The 13450-nt window shown below is 66.1% G+C and carries 17 protein-coding genes and 1 pseudogene; 11 read left to right on the forward strand and 7 right to left on the reverse strand.

The window, feature by feature from the left end; genetic code table 11:
* Window positions 1-50: 50 nt before the first annotated feature.
* The 3 genes from AUC69_RS02145 to AUC69_RS02155 form a co-directional block, all read right to left on the reverse strand.
* Window positions 51-1094, reverse strand: a complete 1044-nt coding sequence (locus tag AUC69_RS02145; protein WP_069440670.1) for a VIT1/CCC1 transporter family protein — start codon at window positions 1092-1094, stop codon at window positions 51-53.
* A gap of 23 nt (window positions 1095-1117) precedes the next feature.
* Complete coding sequence (locus AUC69_RS02150; RefSeq protein ID WP_244500042.1) at window positions 1118-1783, reverse strand: carbonic anhydrase; 666 nt, start codon at window positions 1781-1783, stop codon at window positions 1118-1120.
* A gap of 140 nt (window positions 1784-1923) precedes the next feature.
* A complete protein-coding gene (locus tag AUC69_RS02155; protein ID WP_069440672.1) occupies window positions 1924-3063 on the reverse strand; it encodes a class I SAM-dependent methyltransferase in 1140 nt (379 codons plus the stop codon).
* A gap of 259 nt (window positions 3064-3322) precedes the next feature.
* On the opposite strand from AUC69_RS02155, the gene AUC69_RS02160 reads away from it, so the two are divergent.
* The gene (locus tag AUC69_RS02160) at window positions 3323-4168 is read left to right on the forward strand and encodes an alpha/beta fold hydrolase (protein WP_158007980.1); all 846 of its coding nucleotides are present in this window, start codon (window positions 3323-3325) and stop codon (window positions 4166-4168) included.
* Between the two features lie 38 nt (window positions 4169-4206).
* On the forward strand, window positions 4207-4464 hold the full coding sequence (locus AUC69_RS17240) for an alpha/beta hydrolase family protein (protein WP_158007981.1): 258 nt from the start codon (window positions 4207-4209) through the stop codon (window positions 4462-4464).
* Between the two features lie 4 nt (window positions 4465-4468).
* On the opposite strand, the gene AUC69_RS02170 is transcribed toward AUC69_RS17240, so the two are convergent.
* Together AUC69_RS02170 and AUC69_RS02175 are read right to left on the reverse strand one after the other, a co-directional pair.
* On the reverse strand, window positions 4469-4645 hold the full coding sequence (locus AUC69_RS02170; RefSeq protein WP_069440675.1) for a DUF1328 domain-containing protein: 177 nt from the start codon (window positions 4643-4645) through the stop codon (window positions 4469-4471).
* A gap of 9 nt (window positions 4646-4654) precedes the next feature.
* Window positions 4655-5080 carry a L,D-transpeptidase gene (locus AUC69_RS02175; protein ID WP_204377235.1) on the reverse strand — a complete coding sequence of 142 codons (426 nt, stop codon included), beginning with the start codon at window positions 5078-5080 and terminating at the stop codon, window positions 4655-4657.
* A gap of 429 nt (window positions 5081-5509) precedes the next feature.
* Between AUC69_RS02175 and mepA the strand changes: the two genes are divergently transcribed.
* The 3 genes and pseudogenes from mepA (at window position 5510) to AUC69_RS02190 (ending at window position 7587) form a co-directional block, all read left to right on the forward strand.
* Window positions 5510-6481 carry a penicillin-insensitive murein endopeptidase gene (mepA, locus tag AUC69_RS02180; RefSeq protein WP_069440677.1) on the forward strand — a complete coding sequence of 324 codons (972 nt, stop codon included), beginning with the start codon at window positions 5510-5512 and terminating at the stop codon, window positions 6479-6481.
* Window positions 6482-6525: 44 nt separating this feature from the next.
* A pseudogene (locus AUC69_RS02185) lies at window positions 6526-6920 on the forward strand (DUF2237 family protein).
* 100 nt (window positions 6921-7020) lie between these two features.
* The gene (locus AUC69_RS02190) at window positions 7021-7587 is read left to right on the forward strand and encodes a universal stress protein (RefSeq protein ID WP_083239010.1); all 567 of its coding nucleotides are present in this window, start codon (window positions 7021-7023) and stop codon (window positions 7585-7587) included.
* Between the two features lie 66 nt (window positions 7588-7653).
* On the opposite strand, the gene AUC69_RS02195 is transcribed toward AUC69_RS02190, so the two are convergent.
* Entirely contained in the window at window positions 7654-7860 is a 207-nt protein-coding gene (locus tag AUC69_RS02195) for a hypothetical protein (RefSeq protein ID WP_069440678.1), read from the reverse strand.
* Window positions 7861-8751: 891 nt separating this feature from the next.
* Here AUC69_RS02195 and AUC69_RS18135 point away from each other — a divergent pair.
* The 6 genes from AUC69_RS18135 (at window position 8752) to olsA (ending at window position 12891) form a co-directional block, all read left to right on the forward strand.
* On the forward strand, window positions 8752-9309 hold the full coding sequence (locus tag AUC69_RS18135; protein WP_069440679.1) for a NifU family protein: 558 nt from the start codon (window positions 8752-8754) through the stop codon (window positions 9307-9309).
* Window positions 9306-9896: a malonic semialdehyde reductase gene (locus tag AUC69_RS18140; protein WP_069440680.1), complete on the forward strand. Its 591-nt coding sequence runs from the start codon at window positions 9306-9308 to the stop codon at window positions 9894-9896. Before AUC69_RS18135 ends, AUC69_RS18140 begins: the two co-directional genes overlap by 4 nt.
* 10 nt (window positions 9897-9906) lie before the next feature.
* Window positions 9907-10593 carry a tRNA (adenosine(37)-N6)-threonylcarbamoyltransferase complex dimerization subunit type 1 TsaB gene (gene tsaB, locus AUC69_RS02210; protein WP_069440681.1) on the forward strand — a complete coding sequence of 229 codons (687 nt, stop codon included), beginning with the start codon at window positions 9907-9909 and terminating at the stop codon, window positions 10591-10593.
* Window positions 10594-10603: 10 nt separating this feature from the next.
* Complete coding sequence (locus tag AUC69_RS02215) at window positions 10604-11110, forward strand: GNAT family N-acetyltransferase (RefSeq protein WP_204377236.1); 507 nt, start codon at window positions 10604-10606, stop codon at window positions 11108-11110.
* A gap of 10 nt (window positions 11111-11120) precedes the next feature.
* Window positions 11121-11555 carry a Fur family transcriptional regulator gene (locus AUC69_RS02220; RefSeq protein WP_069440717.1) on the forward strand — a complete coding sequence of 145 codons (435 nt, stop codon included), beginning with the start codon at window positions 11121-11123 and terminating at the stop codon, window positions 11553-11555.
* A 547-nt stretch (window positions 11556-12102) separates the two neighbouring features.
* Complete coding sequence (olsA, locus tag AUC69_RS02230; protein WP_083238999.1) at window positions 12103-12891, forward strand: lyso-ornithine lipid O-acyltransferase; 789 nt, start codon at window positions 12103-12105, stop codon at window positions 12889-12891.
* Window positions 12892-13018: 127 nt separating this feature from the next.
* Here olsA and AUC69_RS02235 read toward each other — a convergent pair whose 3' ends face one another.
* Entirely contained in the window at window positions 13019-13264 is a 246-nt protein-coding gene (locus AUC69_RS02235; RefSeq protein WP_069440684.1) for a hypothetical protein, read from the reverse strand.
* Between the last annotated feature and the right edge of the window lie 186 nt (window positions 13265-13450).

The following is a 13450-nucleotide window of genomic DNA, read 5'->3' on the forward strand; positions in this document are numbered from 1 at the left end:
TTAATCAGTCCTCGCCACGGCCCGTATAATTTGCGGCAAATCGTGCTGGGCTAGATGCCCGAGACGTCGAACAGGGAGCCGATGAAATAGGTCGCCGCCGCCGCCGCCGCGCCGATCGCCAGCATGCGGGCGCCGCCGACAAGCGCGCTGCGCCCCGAGAACAGGCTCAAGGCGGCACCGACACAGAACAGCGCCGTGCCGGAGATCAGCGAGGCGATCAGGATGCCGTGCTTGGCGTCGCCGAAAAGATAGGGGATCAGCGGCAGGCTGGCGCCGACGGAGAAGGTGAGGAAGGACGAGATGGCCGCGCCGAGCGGCGAACCGAGGTCGTCGGGATTGAGGCCGAGCTCCTCGCGGGTCAGCGCGTCAAGCGCCTTTTCCGGATTCTCGATCAGATGGCTGGCGAGGTGGCGCGCCTCGTCGATGGGGATGCCGCGCGCCTGGTAGATCAGCGCCAGCTCCTCGGCTTCCTCCTTGGGGTATCGTTCGAGCTCGTCTTTCTCCTGGGCGATCTGGTGCTCGAACATCTCCTTCTGCGACAGCACGGAGATGAACTCGCCCGCGCCCATGGAGAAGGCGCCGGCGAGCAGTCCCGCCACGCCGGTCAGGAGGATGACGCTGCCGCTGGTTCCGGCGCCGGCCACGCCCATGACGAGGCAGGTATTGGACACCAGGCCGTCATTGACGCCGAATACGCCGGCGCGAAGCGTGCCGCTGCCATAGGTCTTATGCCGCCGCCCGACCTCCTCCACGGAGGTGGGCATGGGATGGCCTTGCGCGTCCTCGCCGCCCGAGGACGTGGCCTTGCCGCGATAGACCGACACGCCGCGCACCTTCGAGGCCGACAGCACATGGCGCATGGCGCGCGGCCCCACGACGCCGAGCAGGAACACCGTGATCCGCGACCGCAGCGAGGGGGTAAAGACCGGGGTGTGTTTCAGATCCTTGGCGAGAATGCCGGCCTGCTCCTCGGCCGCCGCGGCCATGTCGCGAAACAGCTTGGCCCGCGTGGGATCCTTTTCCGCCGCGGCGACGGCGCCCGATAAATAGGCGGCCGTCTTCTCCGACCGCCAGCGTTCGGCAGCGTCTTCCATGGCCAGATTCCCCCTTCTCGCACTCAGATCAGATTCACAGTGCCCTTCGCGAGGTCATAGACGCCGCCCTGGATGACCACCTTGCCGGACTTGACGGCGTCGCCGATCACGTCCGAGCGCGTCTTCAGGTTGCTCATGCCGAGGCGGACATTCTCCTCGATCGTGGCGGCGAGAAGATCGCCCGGATGCTTGCCGTGAGCGGCGTCCACCGCAGGCTGGATCGCCTCGACGAGTTCAGGCAGATGGCCCGGCAGCTTACTGCGCTCCCGCGCCGACTGGAGCGCCGCGGCCACGGCGCCGCAGTTCGAATGGCCCAGCACCAGGATCAGCGGCACGTTGAGAACCGCGACCGCGAATTCCATGCTGGCGAGCCCGTAATTGCTGACGACGTTGCCGGCGTCACGCACCACGAACACCTCGCCGGGGCCCTTGTCGAAGACGATCTCCGGCGGGACGCGGCTGTCGGCGCAGGCGAGCACGCCAACGATGGGAAATTGCGCGGCGACGCTCGCGGCGCGGTCGGCGAAATAGTCCCGCTCGTTGAATTCGCCCGCGAGATAGCGGGCATTGCCGGCCTTCAAGCGGTCCAGGGCCTCGGCGGGGGAAATGGCGTTCGCCGCCGGTTCGGCGGCGCGGCCACGGCTCACGGGAATGGTGGTCGCGGCCAGAAGCGCGCCGGCTCCGGCCATGAGATGGCGCCGCGACAAAGTCTTGGAATCGCAATTTCCGCACATGGCTTTGAGTCTCCCTTGTAGGCGCACCCTTTCGGATGCGCCGCGGACAAGCTCAACCCTTACGCGGCAAATTCTTAAAACTTACGATCCGCAACTTATGCGTTTTTAGGTTTGGACAGGATCATCCGGTAGCAGTCGAGATTGCGGGCGAGGAATTCGTAGGTGGCGCCCCATAGATAGAGGCGGAAACGGCGATACTCGAACTCGCCGAAGGCCTTGATGACCGCGTCCTTGTTGGACTCCAGATTCTCGGCCCACTGCTTGAAGGTGAGGTAGTAGCTCCAGCGGTCGCTGTGCACTTCCTCGCACTCGAACTCGGTCTTGTTGAGCTTGTTGAGGAAGTCGTCGAGCACGAGGAAGGAGTGATTGCCCGGATAGATGTAGCGGACCATGAAGGTGGACAGCTCGTATTTCTTGCGCGCGGCGCTGCCGTCGAGGAACACGAGACCGCCCGGCTTCAGCAGCCGGTAGAATTTCCGCAGCACCTTCTCGTAGTTCGGCAGATGCTCGATGACGCCCATGATGACGATGGCGTCGTAGGGCTCGTCGGGCTCGAAATCGTAGAAGTCCGTCAGCAGGATGTCGAACTGGTCGCCGAAATTGGCGAGCTTGTCGCGCAGGAAACTCTGCGACACTTCCGAGTTGGTGATGCCGGTATATTGGATGCCGGATTGCAGCGCATGGCCGGAAAACGCGCCCCAGCCGGGGCCGATCTCGAGCACGCGCTTGCCCGGTCCGAGCTCGCATTTCTCGATCGCCCAATCGAATTTGCGCTGTAGCGCTTTCGACAGCGGCTCGTCGTCGCTCTCGTAGATGCCCTGGCTGTAGGCCGGGAACACGGGATCGAGGAAGCTCAGAAACAACTTGGGGTCCAGGTTGTAGTGCGAGGCGATAGCCTGCTTGTTGGTGTAGACCTGGCCGAACAGCAGCGGCTGGATAAAGCGCCAGGCGGCGACCAGCGGATGGCTGTCGTCGAGCGACGCCCGAAGCGCGAAAGGCTTCAGCATGTCGCCTTCGATGTCGATGTCGCCTTGCAGGTAGGCCTCGGCGATGTCGGCCTCGTCTAGCGTGCGCAGCGCCTTGATGGCCCGCTCGTTATGCAGGCCGACGTGGAATTCGGGATCCCCTTGGCCAACCGTCCGCTTGGCGCCGTCCGGCAACTCGATGGAGAAGGGCGTCGCGATCCCACCGACACGATTGATGAAGGCGTCGAGCGTGGTTGCGGCTGATGACATTCGCATTATCCCCCGGCTTTGTTGCGCCCGCGCGTGGGTCCGCGCCAGGCAGGCGTTCTTGTCGGTCGCACGTTCTTGGCAATCGCCTTCGGCAATCGCGGTCTTGGCGTTCGGTCCCGGACCAATTGTGCCCTGGAAGCGGTCAGAATGAAATGCCCACGACGCGGGACGGGCCCTGAGCCTCGTTGTCGCGGCCCCCGCGGGCGTCTAAGGGTATCCACCCGTTCGCCCCCGCAACCTGGAGTTTGGAATGCGCCTCATGAAGCCCTGCCTGCGACGGGCCCTCGCGGCCTTATCTCTACTCGGCCTCTGCTCGGCGCTGGCCGGTCCGGCGGTGGCGGCCGAGCCAGGCTCCATCGTCAATGTCTGGCCGCTGACAGGCGGCAGCCCGGACGGCGGCGAGGCGTTCCGTATTCTCTACCGCTCGACCGGTTTGAAGGGCGAGCCGATCTCCGTCTCCGGGGCGATCTACATCCCGCCCGGCAAGGCGCCGGCCGGCGGGCGCGACGTGATCGCCTACGGTCATCCCACCTCGGGCGTGGTCGAGAAATGCGCGCCGTCGCTGATGCCCGACAATGCCGGCCTGATCTGGGGCCTGAAGTCGATGCTGGCCCAGGGCTATATCGTCGTCGCCACCGACTATCCGGGGCTCGGGACGCCGGGTATCCACCCCTATCTCATCGGCATCAGCGAGGGCCGCGCGGTGCTCGATTCGGTGCGCGCCGCCCGCGCCTTGCCGCGTTCGGGCGCCTCCGACCGGTTCGTGCTGTGGGGGCACAGCCAGGGCGGCCATGCGGTGCTCTATGCCGGGGAAATGGCCAAGGCCTACGCGCCCGAACTCAAATTATTCGGGATCGCCGCGGCGGCGCCGGCCACCTATCTCGCGGAGCTGTTCGACGCCGACAAGTCGAGCTCGGCCGGCAAGGAGCTGACCGCCATGGCGATCTGGTCGTGGTCGAATCTCTATACGACCCGGCATCGAGCCTGGTCGAGCCGGACGCGATGCAAGTCTACGAGACGATGGCCCATGACTGCATCGAATCGGTGCCCCAGTTCGAAGCTCTCGACAAAGCGGAGCGGCCTCTGCAGACGGAAAAATTTCTGAAAGCGAATCCCGCCAAGACCGAGCCGTGGGCTTCGATCATGCAGCGCAACTCGCCGGGCAAGGCGGCCGCCGGCGCGCCGGTGTTCCTGGCGCAAGGCACCGCCGACACCATCGTGCGGCCCTACATCACCAAGCAGTTCGGCGACGCGCTGTGCAAGCAGGGCGCAAAGGTGACGTTCGTCGAGATGCCGGGCGTGACGCACACCTTCGCCGCCAAGGAGAGCGTGACGGCGGCGCTGAAATGGATGGACGAGCGCTTTCGCGGCGCGCCCCCTCCCAATAGCTGCGGCCGCTAGGACATCAGCGCCAATCGCCGATGGCGAAGGACAGAATCACGATCGCGACGAACAGAACCAAGAAGATGACAAATAGGAGCTTGGCGACTTTGGCCGCGCCGTGCTCAAGGCGTGTGAAACCGAAGGCTCCGGCGAGCACCGATATCACAAGCGCGATGATCGCCCATTTGAGCAGCCCCACGGCCTGCCCCTAGCGTGTGATCTTGATGGTCGTGTTGCCGGGGCCGTATTTCTGCACCAGCGAATAGAGCGCGGCGGCGTTGGACGGATGCAGCCGCACGCAACCGTGGCTCGCCGGACGGCCGAGATATTTGGTCTCGTAGGAGCCGTGGATGGCGTAGCCCTTGTAGAAGAAGATCGAATAGGGCATCGGCGAGCCATCATAGATGGACGAGCGGTGATAGCGCGACAGGGCAGTCGGCTTATAGGTGCCGGTCGGCGTGCGGTAGCCGCTGCGCGCGGTGGAAACTTTCCATGTGTAGGTCGGCCTGCCGTTCACATAGACCTGCATGCGCTGGTTGGAGAGGCTGATCTGAGCGACCACGCCGGCATGGGCAAGACTAGGAATGGCGAGCGCCACGCTCAGCAAGGCCGCCAGCAGAAAACTCCGTCTCATGATCATTCTCCCTCAGGGCAGGTTGTGTGCCGCCGCCTGGCGCGTGCCGGCACCGGGCGGGGCGTAGGATCCAGCGTATCGCAGCAGACTAGGCCCCGCGGCTGAATATCTGCTGAACAAGACCGGTCGAGCCGTGCGCCGGGGACCAGCATAGGGCCTAACGGGGTCCAATTTCCCCTATGACTTGTGCTAAGCTTGTGCTGCCATACGCAAAGCTTGGCGGGGAGCCGGTTGAGTGCCGATGCGCGGGCTAGTCCTGAGTCTCACATTATTGTCATTCTGCACGGGCGCCGCCGCGGAGCAGATCGGCATGCCTAAGGTCGCCACGCGGCCCGCGGCGTCGGCCGCGACCGAGAAGCCGGCACCGAAACCGGTGAAGAAGAGGCCCCGGCGCCGAAAACACCCCCGGCGAGAGAGTTGTTCGGCTCGGTGGCGGAACCGGCGCCGCTCGAGGCCCGCTCCATCGGCGGCTATGCCAAAGGCTGCCTTGCCGGCGGACTGTCGCTGCCCATCAACGGTCCCGACTGGCAGGTGATGCGGCTCTCGCGCAACCGCAATTGGGGCAACCCGCGACTCCTCGACTATCTCGAGCGATTGTCGAGCGATGCCCGGGCGCTCGACGGCTGGCCCGGTCTCCTCATCGGCGACATGTCGCAGCCGCGCGGCGGACCGATGCTCACCGGGCATACCAGCCACCAGGTCGGGCTCGACGCCGATATCTGGTTGACGCCGATGCCGGACCGCATCCTCACGCCTCAGGAGCGGGAGGAGATCAGCGCCGTGTCGATGTTGAAGGACCCGCTCACCGTCGATCCCGCGAAGTTCACCATCGGTCAGGTCAAGCTCATCAGGCGGGCGGCCACCTACCCGCAAGTGGCCCGCATCTTCGTGCATCCGGCGATCAAGAAATCGCTGTGCGCCCAAGCGGACTCGGTGGGCAAGGACCGGTCCTGGCTCGGCAAGGTGCGGCCGTGGTGGAACCATTATTATCATTTCCACGTGCGCCTCTCTTGTCCGCCGGGGCAGGAGGGCTGCGAGAATCAGAACCCGGTGAACGGCGACGACGGCTGCGGCAAGGAGCTCGACAATTGGTTCGACATGCTGAAGAAGTCCGCCATCTGGACGGCGCAGCAGCCGCCGCCAGACCCCAACGCCAAGCCGGTGCCGAAGAAGAAGCAGCTCAAGCTCACCGACCTGCCGGGGGACTGCAAGACCGTGTTGACCGCGGGCGGGCACGAGCCGCTTGCCGCCGACGGCGATCTGCCGCCGCTCGCGCTCAAGGCCGCCGCCAGCAAGGAGGCCGGCCCGCCGCTACCCCGGCTGAGCGAGACCCAACTTGAGATCTTGGTCGCGGGCGGCAAGCTCGGCATGCCGCTGCCCGACCGCAACCCGATCCGCTGACAACTCAGGCCTTCACCCTTCACCCCGCAGGGCACATTCGCACCATGTTGAAACGCCGCTCTCATCCTCTCGAAGGCCAGAAGAACGTCTACGGCGAGCCGCTGAAGGCCTGCTCGGAACGGCCGGTGACCGGCTTCTACCGCACGGGCTGCTGTCACACCGGTCCTGACGATGTCGGGCTGCATACGGTGTGCGTGGAGGTGACGGCCGAGTTCCTCGCCTTCTCCAAGGCGCCGGCAACGATCTCACCACGCCGCATCCGGATTTCGGCTTTCCCGGCCTCAACCCCGGCGACCGCTGGTGCCTGTGCGCGCCGCGCTGGCGCGAGGCCTTGGAAGCAGGCTTCGCGCCGCGGGTGATCCTCGGCGCCACCCACGAGGCGACGCTCGAGGTCGTGGATCTCGAGGATCTCAAGCGCTACGCCATCGACTTGGCGTGACACACTTGGCGTGAGAACGACTTGGCGTAGCTGATCCAGGGCGCCTCGGACCCTCTAACCCTTCTTGTTGACAGCGCCTGGAGGTGGCAGCATGGCCAGCATGGCCCAGACCAAGAAGCCTGCCGCAAAGAAGAAGTCAGCTCCCGCCGCGGCGCCGAGGTCGCGGAAGAAGCGGCAAATCTATTCGGAAGGGCACAAGCGCAAATTCCTGGTGGTCGTCGACGAGACGCCGGAGTGTGAAAGCGCGCTGGCTTTTGCCGCCAGCCGGGCGCAACGCACCAAGGGACAGCTGGCGTTGCTTTACGTCATCGAGCCGGAGGGCGAGGCCATGCATTGGCTCGGCGTCGAGGACGTAGCGCGCGAGGAAGGTCAGACCAAGGCCAAGGCGGTGTTCCGCCTGTTCGGCCGCAAGCTCAAGACCATGGGCTTCGAGGATCTGGTGCCGGAAGAGATCGTGCGCGAAGGGATCAAGTCCGAGGAGATCACGTCGCTGATCGAGGAGGACGAGGATATCGGCGTGCTCGTGCTCGGCGCCTCGAAAGATCCCTCCGGACCCGGGCCGCTGGTATCGAGTCTGGCGGGCGGGCGTCTCGCCGGAGTCTTCCCGACGCCCATCACCGTCGTCCCCGGCCACCTGTCCACCGACGAAATTCTGGCACTGGCATAGCCAGGCAAGAGGCGGCCCCGGGAGCTTCGTCCCGAGACCGCTTCAGCAACAGATGATCGGGACCGCCTAGCGGCAGTCCATCATGCCGTGCATGGCCATCTTGGCCTGGCGCTTGGTGGAATAGACGCCCATCACCTTGTAGTGCTTGGAACTCGGGGCCGTGTTGGTCATGACGCAGCCACCGCCGTAGCGGAGCGACACGTAGTAGTCGGCGGCGAGCGCCGGGGTGGCAACGGCGACGAGCAGCGCGCCGGCAACGATATATTTCAGCATGGGGGGTCTCCAGGGACTGAGAGTTGAGGACCGGGAGAATTCCCGAGCCCTGGGCCGGCTCGATCCGGCCTAATGAGAGGCTAGAAATCTCGAGCCTCTCTTCCCAATACCTTCTGTCTATTGACCCCCAACGGTCCGCCTATCGCGCCCGGTATTGAACCGCCGAACCTCTAGAACAGCAACGTGAAGCGGCCTTTGACGCCGTTGTCCGAAACGCCGTCGCCGAACTGGCCCGAATAGGACACGCCCGCCGTGGTCCTTGCGCCGAGTGCGAAGTCGAGGCCGGCGTCGATCAGGGCTGAGTCCTCGGCCAGCGGGCGCTCTCCCCGCTTTATCCTCGCCCTCCGAAGCGGCGGTACAATCCCTCCATCCCTCGTCCATGAGGACGCGAGCTGCAGACCGTCTGCTTCTCGGGACGTGGGGCGCGGCGCCCGAGGTGGCGCGGTACAGATGGGCTGATCTCGGACGCACCATTCCCGATAGGCCCGGACACCCGCGCCATGGACAACGGACCGGCCTCGGGGGTCTCTACTCCGCCCGCCTGCGCTGTAACGCGTGGGCCTTCGGGTGAGGCGTGCTCTGCCTTTCGCACCGCGCCTGTGCCACTGGCGATAAGCGGCGGTCTGAGGCTGTAAAAAGATGCCGTGAGCGGGGCGCCGAGAGGCCGCCCTAGACCTGCAGTCGGACGCGGTCGATCGGTGCCCCGCCGTCCTTGTTTTTGGCATTGCCTGGCGCACCTAGCGCCGGGGTCAAATCGGCTTGCGAGTCGTGCTATGAGGGGCTCCGAAACCTTGACTTTGGGCCTTCCGAAGCTCAAATATGGGCTAGAATAATTCTAAGATATGCAGGCTTTCATCAGCGAAAATGCGTTGAAAGCCCAGAGGCAGAAAGATGTTCATCCAGACCGAAGCCACGCCGAATCCCGCCACCCTGAAGTTCATTCCGGGGCGGCCGGTGCTCGGCGAGGAGGACGCCATCGAGTTCCGCGATCCGGCCGAGAGCGAAGGCTCGCCGCTGGCGCACCGCCTGTTCGAGATCGAAGGCGTGCGCGGCGTGTTCCTCGGGTCCGACTTCATCAGCGTCACCAAGGGCGAGGGCGAATGGCAGCATCTGAAGCCCGCCATTCTCGGCGCCATCATGGAGCATTACCTCTCCGGCGAGGCGATGACCGACGCGCGCCGGATCAGTATGACGGCGACGAGTTCTTCGCCCCCGGAGGACGCCGAGACGGTCAAGACCATCAAGGAGCTGCTCGACACGCGCGTGCGCCCGGCGGTGGCGCAGGACGGCGGCGACATCACCTTCCAGGGCTATCGCGACGGCGTCGTGTTCCTACACATGCGCGGCGCGTGCTCCGGCTGCCCGAGCTCGACGGCGACGCTGCGCCACGGCATCGAGAACCTGCTCCGGCACTTCATCCCCGAGGTGCAAGAGGTCCGTCCGATTTGACGGACAAGCTGCCAGACGCCTCCCTCGATCAGCTCTTTCGCGACGCGCGCACCCGCGGGTCGTGGCACGACAAGGACGTGCCCGACGCGCTGCTGCATGAGCTTGTCGAGCTGGTGAAGCTCGGACCGACGTCCGGCAATTGCAGTCCGGCACGCTTCGTCTTCGTGAAGTCGCCCGAAGCCAAGGCCCGGCTGAAGCCGTTCCTGTCGGACGGCAATCGCGACAAGACCATGAAGGCGCCGGTCTGCGTCATCATCGGCTACGACCTCGAATTCCACGAGCATCTGCCAAAGCTGTTTCCGCATACCGACGCCAAGAGTTGGTTCGAAGGCAAGCCGGAGAAGATCGCCGACACCGCGTTCCGCAACAGCTCGCTGCAAGGCGCCTATCTGATCCTGGCGGCGCGGGCACTCGGTCTCGACTGCGGCCCCATGTCCGGCTTCGACAATGCCGGCGTCGATAAGGAATTCTTCGCCGGCACCGAGGTGAAGTCGAACTTTTTGTGCAATCTCGGCTATGGGGACGATTCGCCCCTCCGGCCCCGCTCGCCGCGCTTCGACTTCGACGAGATGGCGCGCATCCTTTAAGAAGCTCCCCATGAACATCCTCGCGCTGGATACGAGCATGGGCGCCTGCTCGGCGGCCCTGCTATGCGCCACGGACGGCACGCGTGCGCTCCATGCGCGCCAAGACGAGATGCAGCGCGGCCATGCGGAGGCGCTGATGCCGATGGTGGCGGCGGTCATGGCCGAGGGAGACGTCAGGCCAGGCGATCTCGACGTGATCGCGGCGACGCTCGGACCGGGCAGTTTCACCGGCGTGCGCATCGCCATCGCCGCGGCGCGCGGGCTCGCGCTGGCGACGGACGCTGAGCTCTACGGCACGGACAGTCTCACGGTGATGGCGCGCATGGCGGTCTTGGCGATCGCGCCGGACGGTCCCTTCGCCGTCGCCGTCGATGCGCGACGAGAGATGCTCTATCTCGGCCTTTACGACGCGGCGGGGCGCAAGCTCGACGGCCCACTGCTCATCGCCCCCGGCGATGCGGTGGAGCGTCTTCCGCGGGAGCTCGGCCTTGCGGTCGGCAGCGGCGCGCAAGCCCTCGCCGACGCGGCGGCGGCGCGGGGCCGCGATGTGTCGCCCGCGCTAACCACATTGCAGCCGAGCGCCATGGCGCTGGCCGACATCGCCAAGCGAAGGCGGCGAGTCTCCGACGCTCTTCCGTCCGCTCTATCTGCGACCACCCGACGCCAAGCCCCAGCGCCCGCGATCGGGAGCATGTGATGCGACCCGCATGGTGCATCGCGCCCTGCCGGGCGACGCCGGCTTGATGGCCGCCATTCACGCGAGCTGCTTCGACCGGCCCTCGGACCGGCCCTGGGACGAGGCAGCCATGGCACAGCTCATCGCCAGCCCCGGCGTGCTCTGTCTGCTCGGCGCCGCGACCCATGTGGTGGCCGCGCCCGCCGGCCTTCTGATCGCGCGGCGTGCCGCCGACGAGGCCGAGTTGCTCACCCTCGGCGTGACGCCCGCCTGCCGCCGCTCTGGGCTCGGCCGCGCGCTGGTGACCAAGGCTTTGGAGGATCTGCGGGCCAGCGGCGCGGCAACGCTTTTCTTGGAGGTGGACGAGGGCAACGAGGCCGCGCTCGCGCTCTACCGCTCGTTCGGCGCCCAGCCGGTCGGGCGCGCCCCGGATATTACGAGAGCGGCGCCGACGCCGCGATCTTCAGCCTTGCCCTTTCAGACCGGCCCTCCGATGATGGGCAAATCGCCGATCAAGTCCCATGAAGACCAGCGATAAACAGGGGTCCATGTCACAGCCAGCGACACGAGAGAGCAGGCTGGAGCGCTTGTGCGCCGATAGCGGCATGCGCATGACCGGGCAGCGCCGCATCATCGCCGCTGTGCTGTCGGAGGCGCACGATCATCCGGATGTGGAGGAAGTCTACCGGCGGGCCAGCGCGCGGGATTCGCGCATCTCGCTTTCCACCGTCTATCGCACCGTGCGGTTATTGGAGGAGGCCGGGATCGTCGAGCGCCACGATTTCGGCGACGGCCGCGCGCGCTACGAGCCGGCGCGCCACGACCACCACGACCATCTGATCAACGTCAAGACCGGCGAGGTCATCGAGTTCAAGAACGAGGAGATCGAGCGCCTGCAGGAGCGCGTCGCCAAGGAGCTCGGCTTCAGCCTCATCGGCCACCGGCTGGAACTGTTCGGCAAGCCCCTCAAGAACGGCAAATAAGGGCCGCCGCAAGCGCGTTTGACTTCGTGCCTGGGCCGGGACAACGTTACCGCAGCGTCCAAAACAAATAAGGGGGTGGCGTGATGGGAAAGCGGTGGAGTCTCGCGGCAATCTTGACGTTGTTCAGCAGCATGGCCTTGGCCCAACATGCCGTTCCGCTGGAGCCTGATACGGCGCCGGTCGCGGCGCCGGCCGCACCAATAGAGGCCACACCGGAGAGCGATACGGTTGCGCCGGAAAGCAGCGCGCCGGCCCCCGTGGCCGCCGCCGCGGTGCCAGAGCCCGAGCCGGCGCCGGCGCCCCAAATCACGGTCCAAGCAAGCTATCCGTCCGAGGTCGATGTCTATCTGGTCCCGGCGGCCATGCGCCAATCTGCACGACCGGGGAATGGGGCTTCGATGAGATCCGCACGGATTGCCGCACCGAGCCCGTTCCGGTACGGCGCCTGGACCCGGCGCTGCGCGGGCTCTGCGTCACACGCTATGGGCAGCGCACCTGCTATTGAGATCTGCGACTTGCGCTCTAAGTTTGGATTGACCGCAGACCCATGAGAAGCGTGCGTGCGTTCCTAGTGCTGTCGGCGTTTTTCGCCTTCACCATTCCGTTGATGCCGCTCCAGCTCCTGTTCGTGCGGACGGGCTCGCGCTTCGCCCGCAGCTTCCCGCATTGGTATCATCGCCAGGTTTGCCGCATCGTTGGCATCCGTCTCCTCGTCGAGGGCGAGGTGGCCGAGAGCCAAGGCGTACTCATCATCTCCAATCATGTGTCGTGGCTCGACATCACCGTGCTGTCGGCGGTGGCGCCCGTCTCCTTCGTGGCCAAGAAAGAAGTCTCGACTTGGCCCTTCGTGAAATGGCTCGCCAAGCTGCAGCGCTCGGTATTCGTCGACCGCGAACGGCGAAACCAGGTGGGCGACAAGGCCAACGAGATCCTGAGCCGGCTCGAAGGCGGCGACCATGTGGTGCTGTTCGCCGAAGGCACGTCGAGCGACGGCAACGGCGTGGAGCCGTTCCGCACGGCGCTGTTCGCCGCGGCGAAGCCGTCCGGCGGTCAGCCCATGGGATCGAGCGTGTCGGCGCAGACCTTGGCGCTGACCTACACCAAGGTCTACGGGCTGCCGCTCGGGCGCCGTGGCCGGCCGCAGGTCGCCTGGTATGGCGATATGGACATGGCGAGCCACGCCTGGAAGCTGCTGGGGCTCGGCCCGCTCGACGCCAAGATCCGCATCGGGCCTCCGGTGCCGCTCGACGACTTTCCCGACCGCAAAGCGCTTGCGCGCTATGCGGAAGAGAAGGTCCGGCAAGACGTCGTCGAGTTGTTGCGGGGGCCCCGCTAGGACGGAGCCCCGGCAATCGCGCCTTAGATCGCGCGCCTCAGCCTGATCGTGTCCATGACCGTCGCCGGTGCGAAGCTGCCATTCGGCAATTGCCGGATGAAGCCCGCCTTGGCGACATTGGTGAGCGTCACGTGGACGGCCCGGTCGGCGATCTCGCCTTCGGCGAAATAGCCTCCTGCACCGCCACATGGCAGAGGTCGTCCAGCGTCATGGCGCCGATCTCGCTCAGCTTGCGAATCAGGAAGTCGGCGAGCGGCGGCGGTTGCTGGCCGGCCATCGCGGGCCGGCGCTGCTCGGGCTCCTGGGCGGCGGCGGGGGCGGGCGGACGGCGATAGATCTGCGGCGCGACGGGCCGGCGGTCATCCTCGTCCATTTCACCCCTCGGCGCGGCATCGGCACCGGACGGCGCTGTGGCTCGGCTTCGGCCGCGGGCCGGCGGTAGGGCTCGGCTTGTGGCGCCGGACGGCGATCCCGCTCGGCCTCGGCGGCGACAGGCCGGCGATATTGCTCGGCTTGCGGCTCCGGACGGCGGTCCCGTTCGGCCTCGGCGGCAACCGGC

Origin of the sequence: Methyloceanibacter superfactus (assembly GCF_001723305.1) — a bacterium.
Classification (GTDB): Bacteria; Pseudomonadota; Alphaproteobacteria; order Rhizobiales; family Methyloligellaceae; genus Methyloceanibacter; species Methyloceanibacter superfactus.

Coding starts and splice junctions, on each gene's coding strand:
- AUC69_RS02150 (WP_244500042.1), bottom strand. CDS start 1,783: ATGGCCGGAGCCGGCGCGCTTCTGGCCGCGACCACCATTCCCGTGAGC.
- olsA (WP_083238999.1), top strand. CDS start 12,103: ATGAGAAGCGTGCGTGCGTTCCTAGTGCTGTCGGCGTTTTTCGCCTTC.
- tsaB (WP_069440681.1), top strand. CDS start 9,907: ATGAACATCCTCGCGCTGGATACGAGCATGGGCGCCTGCTCGGCGGCC.
- AUC69_RS18135 (WP_069440679.1), top strand. CDS start 8,752: ATGTTCATCCAGACCGAAGCCACGCCGAATCCCGCCACCCTGAAGTTC.
- AUC69_RS02195 (WP_069440678.1), bottom strand. CDS start 7,860: ATGCTGAAATATATCGTTGCCGGCGCGCTGCTCGTCGCCGTTGCCACC.
- AUC69_RS02235 (WP_069440684.1), bottom strand. CDS start 13,264: ATGGACGAGGATGACCGCCGGCCCGTCGCGCCGCAGATCTATCGCCGT.
- AUC69_RS02155 (WP_069440672.1), bottom strand. CDS start 3,063: ATGTCATCAGCCGCAACCACGCTCGACGCCTTCATCAATCGTGTCGGT.
- AUC69_RS17240 (WP_158007981.1), top strand. CDS start 4,207: ATGCAGCGCAACTCGCCGGGCAAGGCGGCCGCCGGCGCGCCGGTGTTC.
- AUC69_RS02175 (WP_204377235.1), bottom strand. CDS start 5,080: ATGAGACGGAGTTTTCTGCTGGCGGCCTTGCTGAGCGTGGCGCTCGCC.
- AUC69_RS02145 (WP_069440670.1), bottom strand. CDS start 1,094: ATGGAAGACGCTGCCGAACGCTGGCGGTCGGAGAAGACGGCCGCCTAT.
- AUC69_RS02160 (WP_158007980.1), top strand. CDS start 3,323: ATGAAGCCCTGCCTGCGACGGGCCCTCGCGGCCTTATCTCTACTCGGC.
- AUC69_RS02190 (WP_083239010.1), top strand. CDS start 7,021: ATGGCCCAGACCAAGAAGCCTGCCGCAAAGAAGAAGTCAGCTCCCGCC.
- AUC69_RS02215 (WP_204377236.1), top strand. CDS start 10,604: ATGGTGCATCGCGCCCTGCCGGGCGACGCCGGCTTGATGGCCGCCATT.
- AUC69_RS02220 (WP_069440717.1), top strand. CDS start 11,121: ATGTCACAGCCAGCGACACGAGAGAGCAGGCTGGAGCGCTTGTGCGCC.